The 13,744-nt window shown below is 44.4% G+C and carries 9 protein-coding genes and 3 tRNA genes; 4 read left to right on the forward strand and 8 right to left on the reverse strand.

What is annotated here, in order from left to right; all coding sequences use genetic code 11:
* Positions 1-49 precede the first annotated feature (49 nt).
* From miaA to tsaE, 4 genes are read right to left on the reverse strand one after another with little or no spacing between them, the layout of a single operon-like run.
* On the reverse strand, positions 50-991 hold the full coding sequence (gene miaA, locus GKR48_RS16460) for a tRNA (adenosine(37)-N6)-dimethylallyltransferase MiaA (RefSeq protein WP_154628849.1): 942 nt from the start codon (positions 989-991) through the stop codon (positions 50-52).
* Positions 984-2,948, reverse strand: coding sequence for a DNA mismatch repair endonuclease MutL (mutL, locus tag GKR48_RS16465; RefSeq protein WP_154628850.1), 1,965 nt, complete (start codon positions 2,946-2,948; stop codon positions 984-986). Before mutL ends, miaA begins: the two co-directional genes overlap by 8 nt.
* 12 nt (positions 2,949-2,960) lie before the next feature.
* Complete coding sequence (gene amiB / locus GKR48_RS16470) at positions 2,961-4,298, reverse strand: N-acetylmuramoyl-L-alanine amidase AmiB (RefSeq protein ID WP_154628851.1); 1,338 nt, start codon at positions 4,296-4,298, stop codon at positions 2,961-2,963.
* Positions 4,299-4,312: 14 nt separating this feature from the next.
* Entirely contained in the window at positions 4,313-4,777 is a 465-nt protein-coding gene (gene tsaE, locus GKR48_RS16475) for a tRNA (adenosine(37)-N6)-threonylcarbamoyltransferase complex ATPase subunit type 1 TsaE (protein ID WP_154628852.1), read from the reverse strand.
* Between the two features lie 214 nt (positions 4,778-4,991).
* Here tsaE and queG point away from each other — a divergent pair, with 214 nt between their 5' ends.
* Positions 4,992-6,149, forward strand: a complete 1,158-nt coding sequence (gene queG / locus GKR48_RS16480) for a tRNA epoxyqueuosine(34) reductase QueG (protein ID WP_154628853.1) — start codon at positions 4,992-4,994, stop codon at positions 6,147-6,149.
* A gap of 687 nt (positions 6,150-6,836) precedes the next feature.
* Here the strand turns inward: queG and GKR48_RS16485 are convergent.
* From GKR48_RS16485 to orn, 4 genes are all read right to left on the reverse strand, one after another.
* A tRNA-Gly gene (locus tag GKR48_RS16485) sits at positions 6,837-6,912 on the reverse strand.
* A 61-nt stretch (positions 6,913-6,973) separates the two neighbouring features.
* Positions 6,974-7,049 (reverse strand) — tRNA-Gly (locus GKR48_RS16490).
* 40 nt (positions 7,050-7,089) lie between these two features.
* A tRNA-Gly gene (locus GKR48_RS16495) sits at positions 7,090-7,165 on the reverse strand.
* 389 nt (positions 7,166-7,554) lie between these two features.
* A complete protein-coding gene (gene orn / locus GKR48_RS16500; RefSeq protein WP_036948917.1) occupies positions 7,555-8,097 on the reverse strand; it encodes an oligoribonuclease in 543 nt (180 codons plus the stop codon).
* A gap of 137 nt (positions 8,098-8,234) precedes the next feature.
* Between orn and rsgA the strand changes: the two genes are divergently transcribed.
* The 3 genes from rsgA (at position 8,235) to mscM (ending at position 13,716) form a co-directional block, all read left to right on the forward strand.
* Positions 8,235-9,287, forward strand: a complete 1,053-nt coding sequence (rsgA, locus tag GKR48_RS16505; protein WP_272522560.1) for a small ribosomal subunit biogenesis GTPase RsgA — start codon at positions 8,235-8,237, stop codon at positions 9,285-9,287.
* Positions 9,288-9,431: 144 nt separating this feature from the next.
* Positions 9,432-10,325 (forward strand): archaetidylserine decarboxylase, encoded by an 894-nt coding sequence (asd, locus tag GKR48_RS16510; RefSeq protein WP_336431193.1) that lies wholly within the window; start codon positions 9,432-9,434, stop codon positions 10,323-10,325.
* Between the two features lie 49 nt (positions 10,326-10,374).
* A complete protein-coding gene (gene mscM, locus GKR48_RS16515) occupies positions 10,375-13,716 on the forward strand; it encodes a miniconductance mechanosensitive channel MscM (protein ID WP_272522564.1) in 3,342 nt (1,113 codons plus the stop codon).
* Positions 13,717-13,744 lie beyond the last annotated feature (28 nt).

A 13,744-nucleotide genomic window follows, 5' to 3' on the forward strand; every position in this document is an offset into this window, starting at 1 on the left:
ACTACTCAAAAATTACGCTTAACTCTTTAATTGTACACAAAGAATAGCCCTATGCACTAATAACCTGTATAACGGTGTCAAGCGCTTGCTGAGGTTGTTCACTATCTAACCGATGAACATTGTCCCAGCTTCTCAACCAAGTGATCTGCCGTTTAGCCAATTGGCGCGTCGCGCAAATCCCTCGATAAACCATTTCATCATAATCTATTTCACCATCGAGATAAGACCACATTTGCCGATAACCTACACAACGAATAGAAGGTAAATCAACATGGAGATCGCCTCGTTGGTATAGCGCTTTCACTTCGTCTTCAAACCCTGCTTCTAGCATTAAACGAAAACGTCGTTCGATACGCTCATGTAAAATTTTACGATCTTGTGGCTCAATAGCAAACTGAAACACATTATAAGGCAATTCTGTACCTGCTGTTTGAGTCATTTCAGTCAAAGTTTGTCCCGAAATGAGATATACCTCTAAAGCTCGGGATAATCTTTGTGGATCATTAGGATGAATACGAGCCGCAGAGACGGGATCGACCTCAGCCAAGCGGCGGTGTACTTCAGCCCAACCTTGTTCTTTTGCTATGTTCTCAATTGCCTCACGAACTTCTGGAGAGGCTGATGGTAGCGGTGACAAGCCTTCTAATAAGGCTTTAAAATAGAGCATGGTGCCGCCAACCAGTAATGGAATCTTACCTTGAGACGAAATTTCATCCATTACATTTAATGCGTCACGACGAAAATCGGCCGCAGAATAAGGCTGAGATGGATCGAGGATATCTATCAAACGATGCGGGGCTTGGCTCAGCTCTTCTTGATTAGGCTTCGCGGTACCAATATCCATTCCTCGATAAATCAATGCCGAATCGACACTAATGATCTCCACAGGCAAATGCTTGCGTAATTCGATGGCCAATGCCGTTTTGCCCGAAGCCGTTGGCCCCATTAAGAAGATGGCATTTGGTTTTTGTTGAGTTACTAAATCACTCATTTGTCAGTGTAGCTACCACGGGTTGTAAATTAATTAATTGTAATAATGTTGGCGGTGGATTTGCCACCCACTGCGGACAGATCCGCTCAACATCAGCCAGTAATTGAACTGCCTGCGCCAAACTCCAACTTTCCTCGTTTTTTGTCTGAGAAATCGCATTTGCTAGCCATTGCGCGATATTTTCATTCGAGACACTCTCTTTTGCTGACAAAAACACGATTAAATCAGAAAAAAGCTGCGATAAATTTTGCGTTCTTAGCGGTAACGATACCGTATGAATTGTTACTTTTCCATGAAATATCGAGGCATCGATACCAAATAGTGTCAATTGTTCCTTATAACGTTGCAAAACCTCTATTTCGTCACTTTTTAGTGACAATTTTAAGGGAATTAACAACGGTTGAGGCTTTAATACACCATTTTCTGGCGTTAGTTGAGCCAGCTTGAGTAAGTAATTCGCTTCATTTAAGGATAACAGGATTATCCCTAATGAAGACTCAATTAATGCAAAGTTTTTTGCGTAAATTGTCAATACTTTACCGAATTGATAGTTATCCGCACTTTTCGCTACAGATTGGCTATCGACAGGATTGACACTCAACGGCTTTCTTTCTGGGAATAACGGTTTTTTATCTTCAGGCGCAACGGGAATCGACATCAAACGTTGATACAGCTCTCCCGCTTTGCGCTCATAGCTTGGCTCTGAGCGGTTATAGCTTGATATTGGACTAGACTTGCCTGCGTTGTCTGAAGTAAAAGTGTTGTTTTTACCTGCTACTGACGCATTTCGTGGCTCACCATAAGAAAGAGGAGGCTCTTGAGCATGACTCCGTTGAGCTCCTTGTGGTTTCCCTGTTTCCTGTACAGTAGGAGAAGCAAAGTAGTTATCCCCTGCGGATGCCCGATTTTCAACTTCGTTGGATACAGGTTCTATTCCCGGAAGTTCATTTTCAGTTAGCGCATTAAGCAATACAGTGCGTACCGCTTGATAGATAAAATCATGCACTAATCTGGCTTGATGAAAACGCACTTCATGTTTGGCGGGATGGACGTTCACATCCACTTGCTTTGGGTCGATGGTCAAATACAGCACATAAGCGGGTTGTTGATTTTCATCCAGATGGCCTTCATACGCTTGGCGGATCGCATGGTTGATCAGTTTATCGCGCATCATACGACCATTCACGTAGCAATACTGAATATCACTGACTCCGCTCGACGTCGTTGATGGTGCAACCACCCAGCCTTTGATCCCTAAATCACTGTGCTCCCATGAAAGCGCTAACGCGCCCTGCATAAAACCCGTTCCGCAAATTGTCCCTAAACGGCGCTCTTGCTGATTGGCATCCTGCGCTGCACGATACTGCTTAACTAATTTGCCATTGTGCGACAAATTAATCGCCACATCAGGGCGAGAAAGCGCAATTCGGCGCACGATTTCATCAATATGCCCAAACTCGGTTTTTTCTGTACGCATAAATTTGCGACGAGCGGGCGTATTGTAAAAGAGATCCAGCACTTCGACCGTTGTGCCATTGGGGTGTGCTGCAGGTTTTACCGTCACCTGCATGTCACGACCTTCTGCATAGGATTGCCATGCTTCAGTTTGCTCAGCGGGTTTGGAGGTTAATGTCAGGCGGGAAACAGAGCTAATACTGGCTAGGGCTTCACCGCGGAAACCCATGCTCATGATCGCTTCAAGGTCATCTAATGTGGCAATTTTACTGGTGGCATGGCGCGCTAGAGCGAGGATCAACTCATCTTTGTTGATCCCACAGCCATTATCCCGAATTCGGATCAGCTTTTCTCCTCCTCGCTCAATCTCGATATCGATACGAGTTGCCCCTGAGTCAAGGCTATTTTCGACTAACTCTTTAACCACGGATGCGGGTCTTTCGACCACTTCACCCGCCGCTATTTGGTTCGCTAATTGAGGAGAAAGGATCTGGATTGCCATAACCTAATTCACTTATTTTGGCGCTGCTTGCAGCGGATTCGCTAAAAAGTACTGGCGTAACCCTTGGTGAATACCATCAGCCACTTTTTCTTGATAATCATTGGATTTCAATAGCTGTTCTTCAGATGTATTACTGATAAACCCAGTTTCCACTAAAATGGATGGAATATCGGGAGAACGCAGTACACCAAGGCTCGCGTGTTCTGGGGTTTTCTTATGAATATTACCAATTTTTCTAAGCTGCTGAATGACATGAACCGCAACATCGTAACCCACACGTTGTGAATGCCCAAACTGTAAATCCAATACCGCTTGGCTTAAATATGGGTCTGCACCACTGAGCGCGTCACCCGCACCACCAAGAAGTTCAGATTGTTTTTCACGCTGTTCCAACCAGCTACCTAATTCGCTGTTTGCTCGGCGGTTAGATAGCACCCAAACGGATGCCCCACGAGCGCTACTGTTTGGTGCTGAGTCAGCATGAATAGAAACTAGCATATTGGCGCCTTTTTTACGCGCAACGTCTGAACGACCACTGACGGAAATAAAATAGTCTCCATCCCTTGTCATTACAGGCTTAAACATCGGATCGGCATCCAATTTTTGATACAGCTTACGCGCCACACTCAGTGTCACATCTTTTTCTTTATAACCGTTTTTACCAATCGCCCCTGGGTCTTTCCCACCATGACCGGCATCAATCGCAATCACCACCTGCTTAGTGCCTTTTGGTAAGGTTTTGGTTGGCGTTGCTGGGGCTGATGGCGTGGTTGACGTGGTCGATGAAGCCGCTGCTGGTGCATTCATTTTTAATGGTTTTTCTTGTACCGGCTGAACAGGCTGCGAATTACGTGTGGATGGCGTTGTCGTCGGCTGGGCTGGCATCACGGTATTATTATATGAATTTGATGTTTGTCCTTTTCCTGTAGATACAGTAAAGACAACTTGATATTGGCCTGAAACCTGCTGAACACTCGCTTTAGTCTTCGCGGCTTGGGAAAGTTCAAGGACGATACGTTTGTGCTGGCTATCAGGCGCTTGGCTAGCTCGAACTTGCTTCACCAAGTCCCCTTTCGGAAGCTTGAGTGGCAAACCAATAATTTCACCACGTTGCTGAACATCAATCACTAAGCGTTCAGGTGAGTGCAGCGGGAAGTAGGAATAATCAGGCTTTCCATCAACAAATGTTAATGTCACTTGCGCCTGTGAAGGGCTATTACTAACTTGAATATTAGAGAGAGATGCCGCTTTGGCGGTTGATGTCACCAGAGCCAGAGCAAACATCATCAATAATAAGAAAAAAGAAAAAATACCCTTGGTAGTTATTCTGTTCATCGATGCATTCATCATGAGCTATATGTTCCTTAGAATACCGTTAACGCTTCCAATAACGACTCTCCGGTTGTCGAAAAAGCGACAACCCGAGCCTGACGCCCTTCATCTTGATAGGTTAAATGGATCTCCAGATCCGCTTCAGGTAAGAAGCCTTTGCCCTGCTGTGGCCATTCCACTAAACAGATTGAGTTGTCTGAAAAGTAGTCACGGATCCCCATAAACTCAAGTTCTTCAGGATCGGCTAAACGATACAGATCAAAGTGAAAAACGTGTCTATCTGCTAATTCATAAGGCTCAACAAGTGTATAGGTTGGACTTTTTACATGGCCTTGATGGCCCAATGCCTGTAAAAATCCACGACTAAATGTCGTTTTCCCTGCACCTAAATCGCCATACAGGTTAATGACCGCCCCTTGTTTACAGGCCATAGCGATCGTGCGCCCAAGCGCGACTGTTTGCTCTTCATTAGCAAGTTGTACTGTGCGTTCTTTCATAGTTAGTGAAGCCAATTATAATGATAAAATTTATTCAATATTGATATTAACGTCTATTTTAACTCAAGCAGATCTATTTGTGTTATTTAACATTGTTGGAACATCGAGATCGGAAATTTCCGAGCAAGATCGTGCCAACGCGATCTGTGGATTTTGATAAATCCAATGATCGTGTTAGAGTGCCTGCGAATCCACTTTTACCTAGATATTTCCCATGTCCACACGCCTCGACCTCGACCTTCTTGCCCAAAATATTAAACAATGGGGCATCGATGCTGGCTTTCAACAAGTCGGTATTTGCGATACGGATCTTACCCTTGAAGAACCCAAGCTCCAAGCATGGTTAGATAAACAATATCATGGCGAAATGGAGTGGATGAAGCGCCACGGCATGATGCGGGCAAGACCCCATGAATTACACCCCGGCACACTGCGCGTCATTAGTGTTCGAATGAACTATCTTCCTGCTAAGGCAGCTTTTGCCAGCACGCTAAATAATCCAGAACTAGGCTATGTCAGCCGCTACGCCCTTGGTCGCGATTATCATAAGCTATTAAAAAAACGCTTAAAAGTGCTTAGTGATCGGATCCTCGAGTATTGCCGTCAGTTCGAATGCTCCGATGACCTGAATTTTCGCCCTTTTGTTGACTCGGCGCCTATTCTGGAACGCCCTCTTGCTGTCAAAGCGGGTTTAGGCTGGACAGGCAAGCACTCATTGGTGCTCAACCAACATTCAGGATCATGGTTTTTCCTTGGCGAATTGCTGGTCAATCTCCCTCTTCCCATAGATCAACCCGTTGAAGAGCAGTGCGGGCGCTGCGTTGCCTGTATGACAACTTGCCCAACGGGTGCAATTGTAGAGCCTTACACTGTTGATGCAAGACGCTGTATTTCCTATCTAACCATTGAGCTCGATAGCGCTATCCCCGAAGAGTTTCGACCTTTAATGGGTAACCGGATTTATGGCTGTGATGACTGCCAACTTATCTGCCCGTGGAATCGTTTTTCTCAGTTGACAGATGAAGAGGATTTTAGTCCTAGAGCCGCATTGCATACGCCGGAATTATTAGATCTTTTTTCATGGGATGAAGAAAAATTTCTCCGTATTACAGAAGGGTCGGCAATCCGCCGTATTGGCTATATAAAATGGCTACGTAATATCAGTGTCGCTTTGGGTAATGCACCCTATCAAGATAGTATTGTCCTCGCATTACAGAACCGTCTTGGGATCAATCCTATGTTAGACGAGCACTTCCAATGGTCAATTAGCCAACAACTCAAGCGCCGAGAAGAAAACCAAGTCACAATTCAAACTTCGCAACAAAAACGTCTTGTTCGGGCAATTACTAAAGGTTTACCTCGAGACGCCTAAAAAAAAACCGGCCTTATATCCTAATCTATCAATTGTCAAACTGATGTGAATAAAATAAAAAAGTGCTTAGCCGACAATAGGTAAAGGATTTGCAAGTTGTGCTCAGCACATTTTGAAGAAATAATTTTTCACTTTAATTTCAATCAATTAAAATTAAAATCAATAATATTCATTTTGTGATAATCAAAAATTAACCAATAACTAACCTGTGGATAACTCTGTGCAGCAAAGTATTTCTGTCTAGGATAAATTGAACCTAGACCCACTCAGGTTGTGGATAACTTTCTCATGGAGAGAAGTAATAAAAAACGCTGAATTTTAGTTAACTAACTAAAGTAAAGTTATCAAAAAGTCAGGTTAAGAAGAAATTTTAACTGAACAGGTAAAAATAGGATTTTTTACCTTTCACTCGAACGTTCGCCATTTTGGCTGAAGTTCTTATAGGATGCCCTATTGCTAAGGGGTGGCTATTCTATGGCTCTCTGCCTATGAATGCAAGTAAAAAAACTCACTTGGATCCTAAAAAGATCATAAATAATAAAAGGATCGTGAACAAGGAAGGTAAAAGTTGCTTTTGTCTAAATAATACGCACGAAAAGACAAATAAGTATTAATGCTTAAGTCAAAAGCTAATATTTTATGGCGTGTTTATCGGGAGATATAAAAAGAGACTAACAGATAAAAATTTGGAGCGGGAAACGAGACTCGAACTCGCGACCCCGACCTTGGCAAGGTCGTGCTCTACCAACTGAGCTATTCCCGCATTTGGTGGGTACTACTTACGACTAAATTCAGGCTAGTTTTGCTAAAACACTAAGAAAGTTTGGAGCGGGAAACGAGACTCGAACTCGCGACCCCGACCTTGGCAAGGTCGTGCTCTACCAACTGAGCTATTCCCGCATTCCGAAAATAGTGCTCTAGCTAAAACATCAAGAAAATTTGGAGCGGGAAACGAGACTCGAACTCGCGACCCCGACCTTGGCAAGGTCGTGCTCTACCAACTGAGCTATTCCCGCATAACCAATCTTGGTGCCTTAATCGTGCCAATAAAATCCTAAAAACTTCATCGGTACGGGGAGCGCATTATACGAGAAATTAAGATACTAGCAAGCGTTTGAACTCAAATTTTTTATTTTTTTGTTCATTTGATGATAAAACAATCATAGTGATGATTTTGTCGTCGCCGTTTGTTAAATAAGCATTTCAAGGTGTTAAGTTTGTTAACCTTTTACTTTCTTATAATGACGTCACCCGATTCTTCCATTCTCAAACCATCAACGTTTTCAAATTCACGAGTATTATTTTCCATGATGGTATCTCCCAAGCAATACTATCCAAACAATGCCATATAGCTTGAGCATATGGCATTCTTAAGATTGCGGTAATATTGAGCCTTTAAAGCCCGTCATTTAATAAACGTTTCTCGGTAATAGACCAGCTCGGCAATCGACTCGCGGATATCATCCAGCGCTTGGTGGGTATTTTTCTTTGAGAATCCGGCGAGGATCTCAGGTTTCCAGCGGCGGGCTAACTCTTTTAATGTACTTACATCGAGATAGCGGTAGTGAAAATAACTTTCTAACTCTGGCATATAATTAAATAAGAAGCGGCGGTCTTGGCCTACGCTGTTCCCACAAATAGGCGATGCGCCTTTTGGTACCCATTTTTCTAGGAATTCAATGGTTGCCAGCTCTGCTTCACGCTCACCAATGGAGCTTTTACGAATACGCTCCACTAAGCCACTATTAGTGTGCGTGTTTACATTCCACTCATCCATTAATGCCAACTGCTCTTCGGTTTGATGTACCGCGATAACAGGGCCTTCGGCCAAGATATTCAGGTTACTGTCAGTCACAATGGTCGCGATTTCAATAATACGATCACGAATAGGATCGAGCCCGGTCATTTCTAAATCGATCCAAATTAAATTATTCTCATTCTTTTGCATGATATGCCCTAACTGAATACGGTGGAGTTAAGGTATGATAACACCCTTCGTGCTATCCGTTATAGGTATGTAGTTTTTCAATAATATCCCTATCGGTTATAATATAGACACTAAATTATTTAAGTGAGAGAGGTCAGGTGGCTAAGCAGAAACTTTCGAAAGGCCAACAGCGCCGCGTGCAAGAAAATCATCAAAAAAGACTCAAAAAACAGAAAGCCATTGAGATTGATGATAGCCAATTAGGTGAGGCTCAAGAGGGCTTAGTGATTAGCCGCTTTGGCCAACATGCGGATATTGAAGCCTTAGACGGCACTATACAGCGTTGTAACCTGCGTCGAACCATCTCATCTTTAGTGACCGGGGACAAAGTTGTCTGGCGCCCTGCACTAAACACACAGAGTGATATCAAAGTGAACGGCATTGTCGAAGCCGTTCATGAGCGCCACTCCGTCTTAACTCGTCCTGATTATTATGATGGGTTAAAACCTATCGCTGCAAATATCGACCAAATCGTTGTGGTTTCTGCGATTTTACCTGAATTATCGCTCAATATTATCGACCGCTACTTAGTCGCCTGTGAAACGACAGGGATCCAGCCGATTATTGTCTTAAACAAAGTTGACTTACTCGATGAAGAAAATCGCGAGTGGGTCAGTGATTTAATGACAATTTATAGCGATATTGGCTACCAAGTGCTCGAAGTTTCCAGTCATACCGGTGAAGGAATGGAAGCACTCACTAACACGCTATCTGGCAAAGTGTCAGTCTTTGTTGGCCAATCTGGTGTCGGTAAATCCAGTTTGTTGAATACGCTGTTACCTCAAAATGAGGCCGCGATCTTAGTCAATGATGTTTCTGATACCTCGGGCTTAGGGCAACACACTACGACCGCATCCAGACTGTACCACTTCCCACAGGGTGGTGATGTCATCGATTCACCGGGCGTACGTGAATTTGGTCTTTGGCATCTGACAAAGGAACAAGTGACCAAAGGATTTGTCGAATTTAAAGATTACCTTGGTGGCTGTAAATTCCGCGATTGTAAACACTTAGATGACCCCGGCTGTTTACTGCGAGACGCAATGGAAGACGGCAAAATTGCCGAATCACGCTTTGAAAACTATCACCGTATTTTAGAAAGTATGGAACAAGTTAAACTGCGTGGTAACTTTACTGCTAAAGATAAATAATCCCCGAAATCAGTCTAAAATAAGTTAGTGAGCGCTCACGTTTATCGTTCATTTTATCCGCTTTCTGAAATAATTCGAAAGCGGATGAGTTTCAGTTACAATAGCGCCCTTTCACTAACTTACCTTTAAAATTCAGAGGTTAACGTGCTAGATAAAATCAAAATTCGCCTGCAATTTATGCTTCCTAAACAAGGACTTACTCAACTCGCAGGATGGTTTGCTAGTCGCAATGTAGGTTTTGTAACTCAATGGGCAATAAAGCTGTTCGCAAAAGCCTACAAAGTGAATATGAATGAAGCTCAAAAAAGTGAGCTCACCGCGTATTCAACTTTTAACGACTTTTTCATCCGTACATTAAAAGATGGCGCACGCCCAATTGTTGAATCCGAACATCAACTTGCACAGCCTGCAGACGGTGCCGTTAGCCAATTAGGCCCTATCGATAGTGACCTGATTTTTCAGGCAAAAGGCCATAATTATACAGTTGAAGCCCTACTTGCTGGGCAATATCAGTTAGCAGATAAATTTCGTGGTGGTGATTTTATCACAACCTATTTATCCCCAAGTGACTACCACCGTGTACATATGCCATGTGACGGCTTATTAACAGAGATGATTTACGTCCCTGGCGATCTGTTCTCCGTTAACCCATTAACCGCAGCAAATGTTCCGAATTTATTTGCACGTAATGAACGTTTAATCTGCGTGTTTGATACCCCATTTGGCACAATGGTACAGATTTTGGTTGGTGCAACCATTGTCGGCAGCATTGATACCGTTTGGAGCGGTTGTGTTAACCCTCAGCGTGAAGGCGTAATTAAACGTTGGACATATCCAGCACAAGGTGAAGAAGGCGCTATCTTCCTACAAAAAGGAGAAGAAATGGGTCTATTCAAACTCGGTTCCACTGTCATTAACCTGTTTGAACCTAACAAAATTCGCTTTAATGCCTCATTGATCCCCGGCTATGCAACCCGCATGGGTGAGCTATTAGCAGAATCAATCGATGAGCAGCAACGCACTGAAACTGTTAGCTAATCATTTAAACTATAATTAAATTATTCTATGTCTGAAGGAGCTCCTCACTGTGCGTTTGATTATCAGTTTTTTACTTAGCCTGTTAATCGTTTTTTCATCCCACGCGGCGCCAGCCTCCGCACAAGATGAAGCACAGATTACACAGGAGCTCAAACAGCTTGATCCAAGCAAAAACCCCAAGGACGCAGAGACCGCTCAAGCGTTGCAAGGGGCATTAAGCTGGATTAACGAAGCCCGTGATTCAGACAATAAGGCAAAGTCTTACCAAGATGCTATCGATAATTTCCCTCGAATTATCAAAACAATCCGTCAAGCCTTACTCAATGAAACCGATACACCGCCCGCGATCCCTACCAGCATTAGCTTAAGTGAACTAGAGCAGCGTATTACCCAGGTCAGCAGCCAGCTACTTGACCAAGGGCGCTTGATGCAGCAAGAGCAAGACAAAGGGCGCGAAATCAGCGAATCCCTGAATCTCTTGCCACAGCAGTTATCTGAGGCACGACGTCAATTAACGGATGCCTCAACGCGATTCCAATCACTCAATACGCCAACGACTCCGTTAGCTGAAGCCCAATACACCTTAGCTCAAGCCGAAGTAAGTGCTCGCAAGTCCATTGTGAACGAGCTAGAAATGGCGCAATTATCGGCCAATAACCGTCAAGAAATTTCCCGAATGGCGCTGGAGCTTGAGAAAAAGCGTTATCAGCGCCTAGAATTAGAGCTTCAACAGCTTCGTGATTTCCAAAATACTCAGCGCCAACAAAAAGCAATATTGGCGTTAGAGCATACCGAAATGTTGGCAGAACAGGGTGAATTGACCCCTTTCTTAAAAGAGCAGCTTGATATCAACCGTAAAATGTCCCAAGAGTTGACCGAGCAAGCTCAGCGCATGAGCGAGATCACCACCAACCAAACGGAAATTTCCACCAGCATTCGAAATGCACGACAAGCACTCTCGACTATTCGTGAACAAGCCCAGTGGATCAGCAGTTCAAGTACTTTAGGAGAAGCGCTTCGTACCCAGCTTTCTCGCCTTCCAGATATCCCTAAAAGCCAGCAACTTGACCGCGAAATGGCGGATTTACGTGTTCAGCGCTTAAATTATGAAGATATGCTTGAGCGCTTATCCAAGCTTGACGTATCAGTACAAGAAAGCGCCAATGATTTAAACCCTTCTCAGTCACAGGTTTATCAGTCACTGATGAAGACCCGCAAAGAGCTATTAACTTCGCTCATTTCGGGATTTGATGGCGAAATGTTAGAACTGACTAAGCTCAATGTTGCAACGGGGCAATTAACGGATGCGCTGAAAGAGGTAAAAGACGCCTCAAACCGTTATCTGTTCTGGGTCGCTGATGTCCCGCCGATTAGCATTAATTATCCGGTGCTTGTGGTTACTGACATGACCCAGTTGCTTTCACTGGATACTCTCTCCCAGCTCGCGGGTGCCCTGCAAGTGATGGTCACTAGCCAGGACTCATTCTTATACCTGCTGGGTTCCATTATCTTAGTGATTTTCAGTGTCAGCACACGCCGCCATTATCAAGCGTTCTTAGACCGTTCAAGCCTGCGCATTGGTAAAGTTACACAAGACCGTTTCTATTTAACTATCCGCACTATTTTCTGGTCGATTATCGTGGCGCTTCCTCTGCCGATGATGTGGTCTGCCATTGGCTATGGCTTACAAAGTGCATGGCAATATCCGATGGCAGCAGCCATCGGCTACGGCGTTAGCGCAACGACCCCGCTGCTCTGGCTGTTTATGATCAGTGAAACATTCTCACGACCTACCGGGTTGTTCATTTCCCACTTTGGTTGGGATAAAGACGCGGTAAAACGCGCAATGCGCCATTACCGATTAGCCATTTTTGTGATTGTGCCGTTAGTGATGGCGATCATCACTTTTGAACATTACAGCGAGAGAGAGTTCTCTGCGACCTTAGGCCGCCTCTGCTTCTTAGTGCTGTGCGTCGCATTAAGCTTAATTACCAATAACTTACGCCGTTCTAAAATCCCATTATATTTGGACAGACACGGCTCCGGTGAAAACTTAGTGAACACCGCATTATGGTGGCTCATTTTCATTGCGCCGGTGATTGCCGCATTTTTCTCGGTATTGGGTTATTTCTCCACTTCTCAGGCACTGTTGGCGCGACTCGAGACCTCAGTAGCGATTTGGTTTGTGATTTTAATTGTTTATCACACTATCCAGCGCTGGATGTCAATGCAGCGTCGAAAACTTGCCTTCGAGCGAGCAAAACAGCGCCGTGCGGAAATCTTAGCCCAGCGAGCTAAAGGGGAAGAAGATTCTCAACTCCCCAATGCCAGCGGTGAAGGGAACATTGATATTGAAGAGCAGGTTCTTGACCTCGATACTATCAGTACCCAATCGGTTGGATTGGTGCGCTCCATTCTGACTATGATAGCGCTGGTCTCGTTAATTTGGCTGTGGTCTGAATTGCATACCGCATTTTCATTCCTTGAAAATATTCGCCTGTGGGATGTGACCTCATCCATCAATGGTGTGGAAACTGTGCAAGCCATCACTATGGGCTCGATTTTTATCGCCATACTGGTGATTATCGTGACCGCGCAGCTCGTTAGAAACTTACCTGCACTATTAGAACTCGCCGTCCTTCAGCATCTCGACTTAACACCGGGCACCGGCTATGCCATCAGTACCTTGACCAAGTACAGCATCACCATCATCGGAACCATTGTCGGGTTCTCCATGCTGGGGATCGACTGGTCAAAACTTCAGTGGCTTATCGCGGCAATGGGGGTCGGGCTAGGGTTTGGTTTACAAGAAATTTTCGCCAATATTATCTCTGGTTTGATGATCCTATTTGAAAAACCGATCCGTATCGGCGATACCGTCACTATCCGTAACTTAACAGGTAGCATCACTAAGATTAATACCCGCGCCACCACATTAACGGACTGGGACAGAAAAGAGATTATTGTGCCGAACAAGGCATTTATTACTGAACAGTTTATTAACTGGTCTCTGACCGATACCGTTACCCGTATCGTGATGACTATCCCTGCCCCAGCGGATGCCGATAGCGAAAAAGTGACAGAGATTATCCTGCGTGCGGCAAAACGCTCGTCCATGATTTTGGATAACCCTAATCCTGAAGTTTATCTCGTGGACTTACAGCAAGGGATCCAAATTTTCGAGCTGCGGGTGTATGCAGGTGAAATGGGGCACCGTTTGCCGGCTCGCCACGAAATTCACCAACATATTTTACAAGCCTTTGCAGAACAAGGAATTACATTGCCATTCCCACCGTTCCAAGCCCGTGTGGATGTACGCAGTAATTCAATACAAAGCGCCACAAATAACCTCTCTGGTCGTAATCCACCACGCGGTACTGGTGAGCTATAAGTTTATCGAGGGAGCGTTTGCTCCCTCG

Source organism: Providencia sp. wls1943, assembly GCF_009706275.1.
Classification (GTDB): domain Bacteria; phylum Pseudomonadota; class Gammaproteobacteria; order Enterobacterales; family Enterobacteriaceae; genus Providencia; species Providencia zhijiangensis.